Consider the following 14,668-nt stretch of genomic DNA (forward strand, 5'->3'; position numbering starts at 1 on the left):
TGTCGTACCTACGGAGTTGACGCCTCCGCCGCCCCGCCCGATCGGCGACGGACGGGGCCGCGGAGGCGCCTGGGGCGCCGCCCGGGCAGCAGCGGGCAGCCCGGGCGGCGCCGGTCTGTGGGCCGGGCCGTCTAGATGTGCGCCGCTCCCGACCCCGCTTCGGCGTTCTCGCCGCGCTTGGTGAAGCCGGCCACGACCGCGGCGAGCACCGCGACCACGCCGGCGACGGTGAAGGCGGTGCTCATCCCTGACACGAACGTGTCGTTGGCGACGCCCTTGATGGCCGCCGCGACCTGCTCGGGAGCGCCCTGCGGGATCGGGGCGATGCCGACGGTGACGCCCTTCTCCGCGAGGTCGAGCTGCTCGGGGGTGAGCGGGGGCAGCCCGGCCCCGGTCCAGTTGTCCCCGAGGACGCCGGAGACCTTGCTGGCCATGACCGCGCCGAGCACGGCGGTGCCCAGGCTGCCGCCGACCTGCATGGCGGCCTGCTGGAGCCCGCCGGCCACGCCGGAGAGCTCCAGCGGGGCGTTGCCGACGATGACCTCGGTGGCGCCGACCATGACGGGGGCGAGCCCGAGGCCCATCAGGGCGAACCACAGCGACATGGTGAGGGTGGAGGTGCCCGGGGTCAGCTGGGACATCCCGAAGCAGGCGGCCGCGGTGGCGACCATGCCGGCGACCAGCGGGAGGCGCGGGCCGACCTTGGTGATGGCGATGCCCGCCAGGGGGGAACCGATGATCATCATGCCGGTCAGCGGCAGCAGGTGCAGGCCGCTGTCGACGGGGCTCATGCCGTGGATGTTCTGCAGGTAGAAGGTGACGAAGAACAGCCCGCCCATGAAGGCGAAGGCCATCAGCACCATCAGGACCGTGCCCGCGGACAGCGGCAGGGAGCGGAACATCCCGAGCGGTATCAGGGGCTCGGAGACGTGGTTCTCCCAGAGGGCGAAGGCCACGAAGGCCACCAGGGAGGCGCCGAGGAAGGCGAGGGTCCTGACATCGCCCCAGCCCCATTCGGAGGCCTTGATCAGGGCCCAGATGAGGGAGAACATGCCGGCCGACAGCAGGACGATGCCGGGGACGTCGAAGGAGCGCGGGGCGTTCTCGGCCCGGTGGTCGACCAGGATGAAGAGGCCGAAGGCGAGCGCGACGATGCCGACGGGCACGTTGATGAAGAAGACCGACTGCCAGCTCACGTTCTCCACGAGCAGGCCGCCGACGATCGGCCCGGCGGCGGTCGAGGCGCCGATGACCATGCCCCAGATACCGATGGCCATGTTGAGCTTCTCGGCGGGGAAGGTCGCGCGCAGCAGGCCGAGCGCGGCGGGCATCAGGAGCGCTCCGAAGACGCCCTGCGCGACGCGGAAGCCGATGACGAGCTCCACGCCGCTGGAGAGGCCGATGATCGCCGAGGAGACGGCGAAGCCGGCGATGCCGATGAGGAAGGTCTGGCGGTGGCCGAAGCGGTCACCGAGCTTGCCCGCGGTGATGAGGGAGACCGCGAGGGCGAGGAGGTAGCCGTTGGTGATCCACTGGACGTCCGCGAGCGAGGCGCCGAGGTCCTTCTGGATGGCGGGGTTGGCGACGGCGACGATCGTGCCGTCGAGGGTGACCATCATGACGCCGATGGCAACGGCGAAGAGGGTCAGCCACGGGTGGCCGCGCAGGCCCGTACGGACCGGCGCCGGGCCCGGTTCCTTGGAGAGTTCCACGCCCTGGCCGTCGACGGTGATCTGACTAGTCATGCGGACAGGCTAGTGACAGTGACTGACACTTCACAGACGGCTCGGTCAGACAGTCGCTGTCACGTCCGTCACAGGTAGCCTGACCGCCCACTGCGCGTAAGAAAGGACCCCGCCCTCCGTGATGACCGACCAGCGGCCCCTCCCCGCACCGGCGGCCGGACTGCGCGAGCGCAAGAAACGGCGTACGCGCGACGCGCTGCTGCGCGCCGCCCTCCTCCTCTTCATCGCCCAGGGGTACGAGGAGACCACCGTCGACGAGATCACCGACGCCGTGGACGTCTCCCAGCGCACCTTCTTCCGGTACTTCGCCAACAAGGAAGAGGTCGCCTTCGCCGTCCAGGACCTGGTCGAATCGCACTTCGTCGCGGCGCTGCGCGTCCGGCCGCCCGCCGAGGGGCCCTTCGAGGCGATGCGCGCGGCCGTGCTCGCCGCCTGGGACACCGTCGAGGAGGCCATCGCGGAGCTGGTCCCGGTCGACCTGTACATGCGCAGCTACCGGCTCATCGAGTCCACTCCGGCCCTGCTCGCCGTGCACCTGCGCCGCTCCACCGAGCTGGAGGAGCGGATCGCCCTGCTGATCGCCGAGCGCGAGGGTCTGGACGTGGACGCCGATCCGCGGCCCCGGGTGGCCGTGGCCGCGTTCTCGGGCGTGATGCGCGTCACCGGCCGGCTCTGGGGGCAGGGCGAGGACACCAGCGTCGCCACGATCCGGCGGATGACCGAGGTCTACCTCGACCAGATCGGCCCGGCGCTCGCCGCCGACTGGCGCCGCCCCGTCTGACCGGCGGTGTTCCCGTCACCGACGCGGAGCGGGGCGTCCGTCTGCGGGGCCGCCCGCGCGGGAGCCCGCACGGGAACACCCGCCGCCGGCGGGCCGCCCGGCGTCCCACGGTCGGCGGTGACTCCGGTCACCCGGCGCGCCACCACCTGTGGCGGTCTCCTAGGCTGAGCGCAGTGAACCTGCCCGGCCTCGCCCACACCCCCACCGCCGACGCCGTCCGACGTCCGGCCGCCCTGCGCACCCTGCTCGCGCTGGCGGTGGTCTTCCTCATGCTCGCGACCACCGGCTGGACCTCCGTGTACCGGCCCGACAGCGGGGCGTCCCCGCGCGAGGCCGCGCTCGCCTCCTGGGCACGCGCGCACTTCGAAGGCCGGGCACTGCCCGCCGCCGACGCCCCCGCGCCGACGGTGGCACGTTTCTTCGCGGGGCTGGACGGTGCCCAACGCGCCCGGCTCACCGAGGGCCACCCCTTGGTGGTCGGCAACCTCGAGGGGGCGCCGTCCTCCGTCCGTTACCGGGCCAACCGGATCTCCCTCCAGCGCGCCGCACGCGCCGAGGAGGTCCGCGGGCACGACATCACGCTGGCCCCCGCCGACCGCGCCATGGCGGCCCGGCGCGCCCACCGCTTCGAGTCCCTCGCCGAGCCCGACCGGCAGATCCTCACCTTCGACCCCACCGGCGGCGGCCTCGTGGCCGAGGTCTTCGGCGACCTCGACGTGGCCCGCCGGATCTCGGTCGTCGTCCCCGGCGTGGACACCGACGCGATCACCTTCGAGCGCACCGAGCGGCGCCTGACCGCCCCCGTGGGCATGGCGCAGTCCCTGTACGAGGCCGAGCGCGCGGCCGCGCCCGGTGGCCGGACGGCGGTCATCGCCTGGGCCGGCTACACCGCGCCGACCGGGGTCGGCGTGGACGCGGCGACCGGGCGGATGGCCGTGGACGGCGCGGCCAGGCTGCGTGCGCTGACCTCCGCACTGCCCGGACGCGCGAGCGTGGCGCTGTTCTGCCACAGCTACGGCTCGGTGGTGTGCGGGGTCGCCGCGCACGAACTGCCCGGCCGGGTCACCGACATCGCGGTGGCGGGCAGCCCCGGAATGCGGGCCGGGAACGTCGCCGCCCTCGGCACCTCGGCGCGTGTGTGGGCGCTGCGGGACTCGAGCGACTGGATCGCCGACGTACCGCATATGGAGTTCGGCGGCCTGGGCCACGGCGCGGATCCGGTCTCGGCGGGCTTCGGCGCGCGGGTCCTGTCGGCGGCCGGGGCCAGGAACCACACCGGCTACTTCGAGCCAGGTACCGGATCCCTGGACAACTTCGCCAAAATCGGAACCGGTGCGTTCGGTTCCACGGTGTGTGCCACCGGTGACGACACGTGTCGGCGCGGAATATCCCGGACGGACGGTTCCTGACCGCTCGCGGGACCCGAAATCGGACCTCTCAGTGGGGGGACGCGCAGGGGTGCGTCCCTTTACGATGTGCCGCATGGGTGACGTACTGGCCGGAAATCATGCCGTCTGGGAGTTCGACCACACCACGAACTCGATGATCATCCGCTTCGCACGGGGGATGCGAACGCCCAGGCTCTGGCACGCCTTGGGGGAACGACTGATTCCGCTCGAGGCGTTGTCCGGGGTGAGCCTGACCGTGGGACGGCGGGACACCGTGGTGTTGCACGCCTCCGCGCGGGCGGGCGCCGATCCCCTGATGGATGCGGCGGCGGGGCAGCTGAAGGAAGCGTGCGATCCGTACCGGCTGGTGCTGCCGGGCGCCGCCGCAGGCCGGGCGGCGGACTTCGCCGGTGCCCTGCGCGAACGGCTCGGCCCGCCGGGCCCGGCCGAGCGCTTCCTGGTGCGCGTCCCGCGGCCGGCCACCCTCAAGGCGTACGACGCCCGGCTGGCCTTCGACGGCAGCGCCGTCACCTTCCACTGGTCGCGCACCGGGGCGACGAGCGCCAAATGGAAGGCGGGCGACCAGCGGTATCCGCTGGCCGCCCTGACCGCGGTCGCCTGGCACTCCCCGGAACGGCCGGGGGGCCACCTGCGGCTGTCGGTCCGTGACGCCCCGGGTGACCGGAGCCCGGACCACGACCTCGCCTCGGCCGTCTTCGGCATCGGCTACGGGGCCGTGCACGAGTCACTGCCGTTCGCGGCGGCGGTCCTGGCCGGGCTGCGCGGTACCCGCACCCCGGTAGCCGCCGTGCCCGCGCCGGTGCTGGCCGACCGGCTGCAGCACCTGAGCGAGCTGCACGGTGTCGGCCTGCTCACCGACGCCGAGTACGCGGCCCTGCGCGACCGTCTCGCGGCCGAGGACTGACCCTGCGGGGTCCTCTGCCCCCTACCCGCCGGCGGGGCCGGATTCGGCCGAGCCCGTTTATTCGCGCGCCGCCGAAGTCGAGCCCATGTCCGGGTAGCGGTCGCCCGCGACGCCTGCGGCGATCGGTTCCAGCAGGGCCAGTTCCGGGTCCGTCAGGGTGATCCGGGTCGCCGCCGTGTTCTCCGCGAGACGGTCCGGCCTACGGGTGCCCGGGATCGGGACGACCGTCAGGCCGTGCACCGCCGCCCGCTGCTGCACCCACGCCAGCGCGATCTTCCCCGGCGTGGCCCCGCGGGCCGCCGCGATCTCCCGTACCGGCGCCAGCAGCGCCGTGTTCGCCTTCGCGTTGTCACCGCTGAAACGGGGCTGGTGCTGGCGGTAGTCACCGGCCGTCAGCTCCACCGAGGCGTCCGCGAACGCACCCGTCAGGAAGCCGCGCCCGAGCGGGGAGTACGGCACGAACGCCACGCCCAGCTCCGCCGCCGCGCCCACCGCGGTGCGCTCCACGTCCCGGCTGAACAACGACCACTCCGACTGGAGCGCCGCGATCGGGTGCACCGCGTGCGCCTCGCGCAGCTCGGCACCGGTCACCTCGCTGAGCCCGAGGTGGCGCACCTTCCCCTCCCGCACCAACTCCGCCATCGTGCCGACCGATTCGGCGAACGGCACGGCCGGATCGCGCCGGTGCATGTAGTACAGGTCGATCACGTCGGTGCCCAGGCGGCGCAGGCTGTCCTCCACCGCCCGGCGGATGTACGCCCGGTCGTTGCGGACCCCGCGGTACACCGGGTCGTCCGTCCGCTCGATGGCGAACTTCGTGGCGAGGGTGATCCCTTCGCGGTGCGCGGCCACGAACGGCGCGAGGAACTCCTCGTTCGCGCCCCGCCCGTAGACGTCCGCGGTGTCGAAGAGGGTGACCCCGGCGTCCAGCGCCGCGTCGAGGGTCTGCCGGGCGACCGCCTCGTCCGTGTCCCCGTAGAACTCGCTCATGCCCATGCAGCCGAGGCCCTGGACACCCACCAGCGGGCCGCCCTTGCCCAGTTCGACCTTCTCGATCTCCGCCGTGCTGCCGTTCTCGGTCATGTCCGTTCCACCTTCATCGCATACGTATCGATCTTGTAGTCCAGTACGGCGAGCGCGTCCGTCAGCTCCGCGATCCGCGCCCGCACCTCGCACCGCGTCCGTTCCAGCAGTTCGCGCCGCTGGTCGAAGGTGTGCGCGCCCTCGCGGACGAGTTCGGCGTACCGGACCATGTCCGCCACCGACATCCCGGTGGTGCGCAGCTTGCCCACGAAGGCCAGCCAGTCGAGGTCCTTGTCGCTGAAGCGCCGCTGGCCCGAGTGCGAGCGGTCCACGTGCGGCATCAGGCCGATCCGCTCGTACCAGCGCAGGGTGTGCTGGGTCAGACCGGTCCGGGCCTCGACCTCGCTGATCGTGTACCTCGTCTGCGTCAGGCTCATGGCCTCCACGCTAAAACCTTGGAGTGCACTCCAAGCAAGTACGCTCGGCCGCATGGAGAGCTTGCAGAGTCTGCGCATCATCGAGAACTGGCCGGTCCCGACCGCCGCCGCGGCCGTCGTCCGTGCCGACGGAACGGTGCTCGGCGCCCACGGCCCGGTCGACCACCGCTTCCCGCTGGCCTCCGTCACCAAGCCGCTCGCCGCCTACGCCGCGCTCGTGGCCTACGAGGAGGGCGCGATCGAGCTGGACGAGCCGGCCGGGCCCGAGGGCTCCACCGTCCGCCACCTGCTCGCGCACACCAGCGGCCTGGCCTTCGACGAGCACCGGGTGACGGCCCCGCCCGGGCAGCGCCGGCTGTACTCGAACGCCGGATTCGAGGTGCTCGGCGACCACATCACCAAGGCCACCGGCATCCCCTTCGCCGAGTACCTGAACGGGGCCGTCTTCGAGCCGCTGGGCATGACCTCGAGCAGCCTGGAGGGCTCGCCCGCCAAGGACGGCGTCTCCACCGTCACCGACCTGCTGCGCTTCGCCGCCGAGCTCCAGCAGCCCCGACTGCTGGACGTGCGCACCGTCGCCGAGGCCACTGCCGTGGTCCACCCCGGGCTCAAGGGGGTGCTGCCGGGCTACGGCCACCAGTCCCCCAACGACTGGGGCCTCGGCCTGGAGATCCGCGACGGGAAGTCCCCGCACTGGACGGGCGCCGGCTCCTCGCCGCGCACCTTCGGGCACTTCGGGCAGTCCGGGACCTTCCTGTGGGTGGATCCGGATGCCCGTGCCGCCTGCGTGGCACTGACCGACCGTGCCTTCGGACCGTGGGCCGTGGAGGCCTGGCCGCCGTTCACCGACGCGGTGCTCGCGGAGCTCGGGGCCCGCTGAACCTCCCCCTAGGGAAGTTCCCAGATCAGCAGCTCGGCCGGGGAACCGGCGACCAGCTCCAGGGCCGCCTCACCGGTGATCCGCGCCGAGTCCCCCGGGCCCAGTTCGCCGCGGTCCGCGCCGCCCTCCCCGTCCAGCCGCAGGTCTCCCCGTACGACGTGCAGGTACACCCGCTCCGCGGCCGGTACGGCGACCCGCTCGCCCGCGCCGGGACGGCGTACGTGCAGCACGGCCCCGGCCGCGGGCACGGCGTAGGGGGTGCTGTCGGAGATGCCCCTGACCAGGCTGTACGAGGGCTTCCCGGCCGTGTCGAGGGGCTCGAGCCACATCTGGACGAAACGCAGCGGCACGCGGCCGTCGTTGCGCTCCACGTGCCGGGTGCCGGACGCGGCGCCGAGGTGCTGCACGTCGCCGGGCCGCACCAGGGTGGCCGCGCCCGTGCCGTCCCGGTGGGTGAGCTCGCCCTCGGCCACCCAGGTCACGATCTCGGTGTGGCTGTGGGGGTGCTCGCCGAATCCGGCGCCGGGGGCGAGGGTCTCCTCGTTGCACGCCAGGACCGGGCCGAAGCGCAGGTTGTCCGGGTCGTAGTGCGGCCCGAAGGAGAAGGCGTGCCGGGTGGAGATCCCGGCGTCGGCGCCGTCAGGGCCTCCGCCCTCGTACCGGTCGGCGCCTCGGCGTACATCAATCATGAGGGCCACGGTAGCCCCCGGGGTGATCCGCGGTGTGGGACCGGACTCCGCGCAGGCTCCCCGATAAGGCAGTCTTGTCACGTGCCCCAACCCGAACGTGAGCATTCACCCGCGACCCGTCCCGCGCATCCGGCTCCCGCCCATCCGCACTCCGCGACGCTGCGCCGACTGGAGAAGTCGTCCGGCCGGCTCGCCGCCAACGCGATCGCGCGCATGGACGAGACCCTGCCGTGGTACCGGGCGATGCCACCGGAGAACCGGTCGTGGATCGGCCTGGTCGCCCAGGCCGGCATCGCCGCCTTCACCGAGTGGTTCCGGCACCCCGAGACCCCGCAGGCGATCTCCACCGACGTGTTCGGGACGGCTCCGCGCGAGCTGACCCGGGCGATCACCCTGCGCCAGACCGTCGAGATGGTGCGCACCACGATCGAGGTCATGGAGACCGCGATCGACGAGGTGGCGGCGCCCGGCGACGAGTCGATCCTGCGCGAGGCGCTACTGGTGTACGCCCGGGAGATCGCCTTCGCGACCGCCCAGGTGTACGCGCAGGCCGCCGAGGCGCGCGGCGCCTGGGACGCCCGGCTGGAATCCCTGGTGGTCAACGCGGTGCTGTCCGGCGAGGCCGACGAGGGCGCGCTGTCGCGGGCCGCGGCGCTCGGCTGGAACTCCCCCGAGCACGTGTGCGTGGTGCTGGGCACCGCGCCGGAGGGCGACAGCGAGCTGACGGTCGAGGCGATCCGCCGGGCGGCCCGCCACCACAAGCTGCAGGTGCTCACCGGGGTGCTCGGAGACCGGCTCGTGGTCATCGCGGGCGGCAGCGACAATCCGCTCCAGGTGGCGAAGTCCCTGATCGGGCCGTTCGCGGCGGGTGCGGTGGTGGCCGGGCCGGTGGTCCCGGACCTGCTGAACGCCACGAAGTCGGCGCAGGCCGCGGCGGCCGGGCTGAAGGCCTGCACCGCCTGGCAGGACGCTCCGCGGCCGGTGCTCGCGGACGATCTCCTGCCCGAACGCGCGATCGCCTCCGACCCTGCGGCCCGCGAGCAGTTGGTGGAGGAGATCTACAGACCGCTGGAAGAGGCCGGCTCGGCCCTGCTGGAGACGCTGAGCGTCTACCTGGAGCAGGCGAGCAGCCTGGAAGGCGCAGCTCGGATGCTGTTCGTGCACCCCAACACCGTGCGCTACCGGCTGCGACGTGTGACAGACGTCACCGGCTGGTCGCCCTCGGATGTCCGTTCCGCGTTCACGCTGCGGATCGCCCTGATCCTCGGGCGTCTGGCCGACGGCGATCCTCAGTCCTAGACTTTTGTCGGACATCAACAATTACCCCGAAGGTTCTTCGTCCCTGTCCCCACGGGCGGCGCGGACCGAACACAAGAGAGAGTGTGAGGGTGCTCGTACTCGTCGCTCCCGGCCAAGGCGCACAGACGCCCGGCTTCCTGACTCCCTGGCTCGAACTGCCCGGCGCCGCTGACCGCGTCGCCGGCTGGTCGGACGCCATCGGGCTCGACCTTGCCCACTACGGCACGAAGGCCGACGCGGACGAAATCCGCGACACGGCCGTCGCACAGCCCCTGCTGGTGGCCGCCGGTCTGCTCTCCGCGGCCGAGCTGGGCGCTCGTACGGCGTTCGGCGCCGTCGCGGGACACAGCGTCGGCGAGATCACCGCCGCCGCGTACGCGGGCGTGCTGTCCGACGAGGACGCGCTGTCCTTCGTACGGACCCGCGGGCTCGGCATGGCCGAGGCCGCCGCGGTCACCGCGACGGGCATGGCCGCGGTCCTCGGCGGGGACCGGGACCTCGTCGTCGCGCATCTGGAGAAGCTGGGGCTGACCCCGGCGAACATCAACGGCGCGGGCCAGATCGTCGCGGCCGGCACGGTGGAGCAGATCGCCGCCCTGGAGGCCGAGAAGCCCGAGGGTTCCATGAAGGTCGTCGCCCTCAAGGTCGCGGGCGCCTTCCACACGCACCACATGGCTCCGGCCGTGGCCCGGCTGGAAGAGGCCGCCCGGGCCCTCGGCCCGGCCGACCCGGCGCTGACGTACGTATCGAACAAGGACGGTCAGGTCGTGACCACGGGCGCCGATGTCGTCGCCCGACTGGTCGGCCAGGTGGCCAACCCGGTCCGCTGGGACCTGTGCATGGAGACGTTCGCCGAACTGGGTGTCACGGGGATCATCGAGCTGTCCCCCGGTGGCACTCTGACGGGTCTGGCCAAGCGCGCGCTGAAGGGCGTACCGAGCGTGGCCCTGAAGACCCCGGACGATCTCGAAAAGGCCGCGGCGCTCGTCGCCGAGCACGCGGTCTGAGAGAAGGAGCCCACTCAGCATGTCGAAGATCAAGCCTGCCAAGGGCTCCCCGTACGCCCGCATCCTCGGTGTCGGCGGCTACCGCCCGACCCGTGTGGTGCCCAACGAGGTCATCCTCGAGACGATCGACTCGTCCGACGAGTGGATCCGCTCGCGCTCCGGCATCGCGACGCGCCACTGGGCCTCGCCCCAGGAGACCGTCGCCGCGATGTCGGTGGAGGCCTCGGGCAAGGCGCTGGCCGACGCCGGGGTCGCCCCGGAGAAGATCGGCGCCGTGATCGTCTCGACGGTGTCGCACTTCAAGCAGACCCCGGCCGTCGCGACCGAGATCGCGCACCGCATCGGCGCGGGCAAGCCCGCCGCCTTCGACATCTCCGCCGGCTGCGCCGGGTTCGGCTACGGCCTGACCCTGGCCAAGGGCCTCGTGGTCGAGGGTTCCGCCGAGTACGTGCTGGTCATCGGCGTGGAGCGGCTCTCGGACCTCACCGACCTCGAGGACCGCGCGACGGCCTTCCTGTTCGGTGACGGCGCGGGCGCCGTGGTCGTCGGCCCTTCGGACGAGCCCGCCATCGGCCCCACCGTGTGGGGTTCGGAGGGCGACAAGTCGGAGACCATCAAGCAGACCGTGCCGTGGGACGAGTACCTCGGCAAGAGCGGCGGCGAGAAGTTTCCGGCCATCACGCAGGAGGGTCAGGCGGTCTTCCGCTGGGCCGTCTTCGAGATGGCCAAGGTGGCCCAGCAGGCGCTCGACGCAGCCGGGATCACCGCTGACGACCTGGACGTCTTCATTCCGCACCAGGCAAACATGCGGATCATCGACTCGATGGTGAAGACTCTCAAGCTGCCGGAGCACGTCACGGTCGCCCGTGACATCGAAACCACCGGCAACACCTCGGCCGCCTCGATCCCGCTCGCAATGGAGCGGCTCCTGGCGACCGGAGCGGCGAAGAGCGGCGACACCGCGCTCGTCATCGGCTTCGGGGCGGGACTCGTCTACGCCGCGACGGTCGTTACCCTCCCCTAGGGCCCGGGATCCACATCCCGGACTCCGTTCGACCCCCAGCTAGCTATAGAAGGAGCGCCAACATGGCCTTCACCCAGGAAGAAATCGTCGAAGGTCTCGCGGAGATCGTCAACGAGATCGCCGGCATCCCGACCGAGGACGTCCAGCTCGAGAAGTCCTTCACCGACGACCTGGACGTCGACTCGCTGTCCATGGTCGAGGTCGTCGTCGCCGCCGAAGAGCGCTTCGAGGTGAAGATCCCGGACGAGGACGTCAAGGGTCTCAAGAGCGTCGGCGACGCCGCGAGCTACATCCTCAAGCACCAGGCCTGAGCCTGACGAGCGTTTGTCGCCACCTGGCGGTGGCGCCGTGACAATTCACCCCCTGAAACGTGGAGAAAGAATTCCTGTGAGCCCGACCAATCGCACCGTGGTCGTCACCGGTATCGGCGCAACCACTCCGCTGGGTGGCGACAGCGCTTCGACCTGGGAAGGTCTGCTTGCCGGCCGTTCCGGCGTAAAGCCCCTCGAGGGTGAGCGCTTCGCCGAACTCCCGGTCCGTATCGCCGCCACAGCCGCCGTGGACCCGAGTGAGGTCCTTCCCCGGCCGCTGGCCCGCAAGCTGGACCGCTCGGCGCAGTTCGCGATCATCGCGGCCCGCGAGGCCTGGGCCGACGCCGGTTACACCGCCCCGGCCGGCGAGGACGCGAACATCGCGCCCGAGCGTCTGGGCACCGTCATCGCCTCCGGCATCGGCGGCGTGACCACCCTGCTCGACCAGTACGACGTACTGAAGGAAAAGGGTGTGCGCCGGGTCTCCCCGCACACCGTTCCCATGCTCATGCCCAACGGCCCGTCGGCCAACGTCGGCCTGGAGGTCAACGCCCGCGCGGGCGTGCACACTCCGGTCAGCGCCTGCGCCTCCGGCGCCGAGGCCATCGGCTACGCCGTAGAGATGATCCGCACCGGCCGTGCCGACGTGGTCGTCGCGGGCGGCACCGAGGCGGCGATCCACCCGCTGCCGATCGCCGCGTTCGCCAACATGATGGCGATGTCCAAGAACAACGAGAACCCGACCACGGCCTCCCGCCCGTACGACAAGGCCCGCGACGGCTTCGTCCTCGGCGAGGGCGCGGGCGTCGTGATCCTGGAGTCCGCCGAGCACGCCGCCGCGCGCGGCGCCCGGGTCTACTGCGAGGTGCTGGGCCAGGGTCTGTCCGCGGACAGCCACCACATCGCGCAGCCGGAGCCGACCGGCCGCGGCGTCGCGGCCGCCGTGCAGAACCTGCTCGACAACACGGGCCTCGACCCGGCCGAGCTGGTGCACCTGAACGCGCACGCCACGTCCACCCCGCAGGGTGACACGGCCGAGCTGAAGGCCCTGCGCAAGGTGCTGGGCGACGACCTCGACCACATCGCGATCTCGGCCACCAAGTCGATGACCGGTCATCTCCTGGGTGGAGCGGGCGGTATCGAGACCGTCGCGACGGTGCTGGCGCTGTACCACCGCCTCGCCCCGCCGACGATCAACCTCGACGACATCGACGAGGACATCGACGCGGACATCGTGCGCGGCGAGCCCCGCAAGCTCCCTGCCGACGGCCCGATCTCCGCGATCAACAACTCCTTCGGCTTCGGCGGCCACAACGTCACGCTGGCGTTCCGCAGCGTCTGACCCGCAGCAGCACGCCGGATCAGTACGCCCGGAGCAGCACGCCGGATCTGTACCTACGGAGAAGGCCCACCCGGATTCACCCGGGTGGGCCTTCTCCGTACGCTCAGACCACCTGGTGGAGCCAGCGCACCGGGGCTCCCTCGCCCGCGTAGCGGAAGGGCTCGAGCTCGTCGTCCCAGGGTTTGCCGAGCAGTTTGGCGATCTCCGCCTCCAGGTCCGTCTCACCGTGCGCGGACCGGGCGAGGGCGGCGCGCAGCCGGTCCTCGGGGATCAGGATGTCACCGTGCATGCCGGTGACGGCGTGGAAGATGCCCAGTTGCGGGGTGGAGCTGTAGCGCTCGCCCTCGGCGGTCGGACAGGGTTCCGCGGTCACCTCGAAGCGCAGCAGGTGCCAGCCCCGCAGGGCGGAGGCGAGCTTCGAGGCGGTGCCGGCCTCGGCCTGCCAGGAGAACTCGGCTCTCCAGGTGCCCGGGGAGGCGGGCTGCCGGATCCAGTCGAGGTTCACCCGCACCCCTAGCACCCCCGCAACAGCCCATTCCACGTGCGGGCAGAGCGCGCGCGGTGCGGAGTGCACGTACAGGACTCCACGTGTCGTCACCGGGACCTCCAGTGTGGGACGAGGTCGGGAATAAACTCCAGAAAACGGACAGTATGTGACGTGATGTAATGTAACGGAAATTATTTGACATTGCGTTGCGGGACTTGCGGCCGAAACGCCACGGGAAAAAGCTACCGTGCGCCGGGGGTCATGGTGTGACGTACGGTCGCTCCAAGGCCCGTAAACACAGAGCATTCACTCAGCAGGACGCCCCCGGACGACGCGGGGCGACGAGGAGGGACCTCACGCATGCGCACCACCGCCCCACGCCGCCGCGCGCGTCGGACGTCCGCGGGCGTGGGCGCGGCGTTCACCGCGCTGATCGTGGCGGCGGCCGGTGCGCTGACCGGGTGTTCGGCGGACGAGGCGAAGTCCGGGGGTGAGCGCGGGGCGCAGGCGGCTCCCCGCTGGAACACCTCGCCCGCCTCGGTCGCCGCCGTGGGCGACTCCATCACGCGCGGTTTCGACGCCTGTTCGGTACTGGCCGACTGCCCGGAGGTCTCCTGGGCCACCGGTGACGACCCCGACGTGCACTCGCTGGCCGCGCGGCTGCTCGGAGAGGCCGAGGCGCCCGCGCGCAGCTGGAACTACGCGGTGACCGGCTCCCGGATGGCGGACCTGCCGGGGCAGCTGGCGGAGGCCGCCGCCCACAGGCCCGGCCTGGTCACGGTCATGGTGGGCTCGAACGACGCCTGCCGGCCGACGGCTTCGTCGATGACCGCGGTGGCCGACTTCCGCTCCGGCTTCGAGAAGGCGCTGGCCGGCCTGCGGGCCGCCTCACCCACCTCCCAGGTGTACGTCTCCAGCGTCCCGGACCTCCAGCGGCTGTGGGAGCAGGGCAAGGACGACCCGATGGTGCGTCAGGTCTGGAAGCTGGGGATCTGTCAGTCGATGCTCGCCGAGCCGACCTCCGCGGCCGCCGGGGCGACGGCCCGGCGCGAACGTGTGCGGGCGCGCGTGGTCGAGTACAACGAGGTGCTGCGCGCGGTCTGCGCGAAGGACACGCTGTGCCGCTACGACGGCGGAGCGGTGTTCCAGTACCCGTTTTCGGCGGAGCAGTTGAGCCGCTGGGACTGGTTCCACCCGGGCAAGGACGGGCAGGCACGGCTCGCGGAACTGGCGCACCGACAGGTGACGTCCGCCGAGCCTCCGCGTTGACGCCGCGGGGCCGGGCGGGCCCCGCGGACGGACGTACAGGACCGGGAGCGGGTGTCAGGGC

The 14,668-nt window shown here is 71.9% G+C and carries 15 protein-coding genes; 10 read left to right on the forward strand and 5 right to left on the reverse strand.

The window, feature by feature from the left end; all coding sequences use genetic code 11:
* Positions 1-131 precede the first annotated feature (131 nt).
* Complete coding sequence (locus OG389_RS12015; RefSeq protein ID WP_328298467.1) at positions 132-1,745, reverse strand: MFS transporter; 1,614 nt, start codon at positions 1,743-1,745, stop codon at positions 132-134.
* A 121-nt stretch (positions 1,746-1,866) separates the two neighbouring features.
* On the opposite strand from OG389_RS12015, the gene OG389_RS12020 reads away from it, so the two are divergent.
* The 3 genes from OG389_RS12020 to OG389_RS12030 all read left to right on the forward strand — a co-directional run bounded on the left by OG389_RS12020 (position 1,867) and on the right by OG389_RS12030 (position 4,839).
* The gene (locus OG389_RS12020) at positions 1,867-2,526 is read left to right on the forward strand and encodes a TetR family transcriptional regulator (protein ID WP_328303712.1); all 660 of its coding nucleotides are present in this window, start codon (positions 1,867-1,869) and stop codon (positions 2,524-2,526) included.
* Between the two features lie 269 nt (positions 2,527-2,795).
* On the forward strand, positions 2,796-3,935 hold the full coding sequence (locus OG389_RS12025; protein WP_328303714.1) for an alpha/beta hydrolase: 1,140 nt from the start codon (positions 2,796-2,798) through the stop codon (positions 3,933-3,935).
* A 73-nt stretch (positions 3,936-4,008) separates the two neighbouring features.
* Positions 4,009-4,839, forward strand: coding sequence for a DUF4429 domain-containing protein (locus OG389_RS12030; RefSeq protein WP_328298468.1), 831 nt, complete (start codon positions 4,009-4,011; stop codon positions 4,837-4,839).
* A 57-nt stretch (positions 4,840-4,896) separates the two neighbouring features.
* On the opposite strand, the gene OG389_RS12035 is transcribed toward OG389_RS12030, so the two are convergent.
* Positions 4,897-5,922 (reverse strand): aldo/keto reductase, encoded by a 1,026-nt coding sequence (locus OG389_RS12035; protein ID WP_328298469.1) that lies wholly within the window; start codon positions 5,920-5,922, stop codon positions 4,897-4,899.
* On the reverse strand, positions 5,919-6,299 hold the full coding sequence (locus OG389_RS12040) for a MerR family transcriptional regulator (RefSeq protein WP_328298470.1): 381 nt from the start codon (positions 6,297-6,299) through the stop codon (positions 5,919-5,921). The genes OG389_RS12035 and OG389_RS12040 overlap by 4 nt, the downstream gene beginning before the upstream one ends.
* A 61-nt stretch (positions 6,300-6,360) precedes the next feature.
* On the opposite strand from OG389_RS12040, the gene OG389_RS12045 reads away from it, so the two are divergent.
* A complete protein-coding gene (locus tag OG389_RS12045) occupies positions 6,361-7,179 on the forward strand; it encodes a serine hydrolase domain-containing protein (RefSeq protein ID WP_328303716.1) in 819 nt (272 codons plus the stop codon).
* Between the two features lie 8 nt (positions 7,180-7,187).
* Here the strand turns inward: OG389_RS12045 and OG389_RS12050 are convergent, their stop codons facing one another.
* Positions 7,188-7,868, reverse strand: a complete 681-nt coding sequence (locus OG389_RS12050; protein WP_328298471.1) for a pirin family protein — start codon at positions 7,866-7,868, stop codon at positions 7,188-7,190.
* An 81-nt stretch (positions 7,869-7,949) separates the two neighbouring features.
* On the opposite strand from OG389_RS12050, the gene OG389_RS12055 reads away from it, so the two are divergent.
* The 5 genes from OG389_RS12055 (at position 7,950) to fabF (ending at position 12,851) form a co-directional block, all read left to right on the forward strand.
* Complete coding sequence (locus OG389_RS12055; protein ID WP_328298472.1) at positions 7,950-9,167, forward strand: PucR family transcriptional regulator; 1,218 nt, start codon at positions 7,950-7,952, stop codon at positions 9,165-9,167.
* An 89-nt stretch (positions 9,168-9,256) separates the two neighbouring features.
* Complete coding sequence (locus OG389_RS12060; protein ID WP_328298473.1) at positions 9,257-10,174, forward strand: ACP S-malonyltransferase; 918 nt, start codon at positions 9,257-9,259, stop codon at positions 10,172-10,174.
* A gap of 19 nt (positions 10,175-10,193) precedes the next feature.
* Positions 10,194-11,198, forward strand: a complete 1,005-nt coding sequence (locus OG389_RS12065) for a ketoacyl-ACP synthase III (protein WP_328298474.1) — start codon at positions 10,194-10,196, stop codon at positions 11,196-11,198.
* Positions 11,199-11,260: 62 nt separating this feature from the next.
* Positions 11,261-11,509, forward strand: a complete 249-nt coding sequence (locus OG389_RS12070; RefSeq protein WP_328298475.1) for an acyl carrier protein — start codon at positions 11,261-11,263, stop codon at positions 11,507-11,509.
* 76 nt (positions 11,510-11,585) lie between these two features.
* A complete protein-coding gene (fabF, locus tag OG389_RS12075) occupies positions 11,586-12,851 on the forward strand; it encodes a beta-ketoacyl-ACP synthase II (RefSeq protein ID WP_328298476.1) in 1,266 nt (421 codons plus the stop codon).
* 103 nt (positions 12,852-12,954) lie between these two features.
* Here fabF and OG389_RS12080 read toward each other — a convergent pair whose 3' ends face one another.
* Complete coding sequence (locus tag OG389_RS12080; RefSeq protein WP_267754836.1) at positions 12,955-13,449, reverse strand: DUF3145 domain-containing protein; 495 nt, start codon at positions 13,447-13,449, stop codon at positions 12,955-12,957.
* 249 nt (positions 13,450-13,698) lie between these two features.
* Between OG389_RS12080 and OG389_RS12085 the strand changes: the two genes are divergently transcribed.
* Positions 13,699-14,607, forward strand: a complete 909-nt coding sequence (locus OG389_RS12085; RefSeq protein ID WP_328298477.1) for a GDSL-type esterase/lipase family protein — start codon at positions 13,699-13,701, stop codon at positions 14,605-14,607.
* Positions 14,608-14,668: the final 61 nt, after the last annotated feature.

The sequence above is a fragment of the Streptomyces sp. NBC_00435 genome, assembly GCF_036014235.1.
Classification (GTDB): domain Bacteria; phylum Actinomycetota; class Actinomycetes; order Streptomycetales; family Streptomycetaceae; genus Streptomyces.

Bases quoted from the DNA above. Each gene is read 5' to 3' on its own strand.
- OG389_RS12015 (WP_328298467.1), bottom strand. From the start codon at position 1,745: ATGACTAGTCAGATCACCGTCGACGGCCAGGGCGTGGAACTCTCCAAG.
- OG389_RS12020 (WP_328303712.1), top strand. From the start codon at position 1,867: ATGACCGACCAGCGGCCCCTCCCCGCACCGGCGGCCGGACTGCGCGAG.
- OG389_RS12025 (WP_328303714.1), top strand. From the start codon at position 2,796: ATGCTCGCGACCACCGGCTGGACCTCCGTGTACCGGCCCGACAGCGGG.
- OG389_RS12030 (WP_328298468.1), top strand. From the start codon at position 4,009: ATGGGTGACGTACTGGCCGGAAATCATGCCGTCTGGGAGTTCGACCAC.
- OG389_RS12035 (WP_328298469.1), bottom strand. From the start codon at position 5,922: ATGACCGAGAACGGCAGCACGGCGGAGATCGAGAAGGTCGAACTGGGC.
- OG389_RS12040 (WP_328298470.1), bottom strand. From the start codon at position 6,299: ATGAGCCTGACGCAGACGAGGTACACGATCAGCGAGGTCGAGGCCCGG.
- OG389_RS12050 (WP_328298471.1), bottom strand. From the start codon at position 7,868: ATGATTGATGTACGCCGAGGCGCCGACCGGTACGAGGGCGGAGGCCCT.
- OG389_RS12065 (WP_328298474.1), top strand. From the start codon at position 10,194: ATGTCGAAGATCAAGCCTGCCAAGGGCTCCCCGTACGCCCGCATCCTC.
- OG389_RS12070 (WP_328298475.1), top strand. From the start codon at position 11,261: ATGGCCTTCACCCAGGAAGAAATCGTCGAAGGTCTCGCGGAGATCGTC.
- OG389_RS12085 (WP_328298477.1), top strand. From the start codon at position 13,699: ATGCGCACCACCGCCCCACGCCGCCGCGCGCGTCGGACGTCCGCGGGC.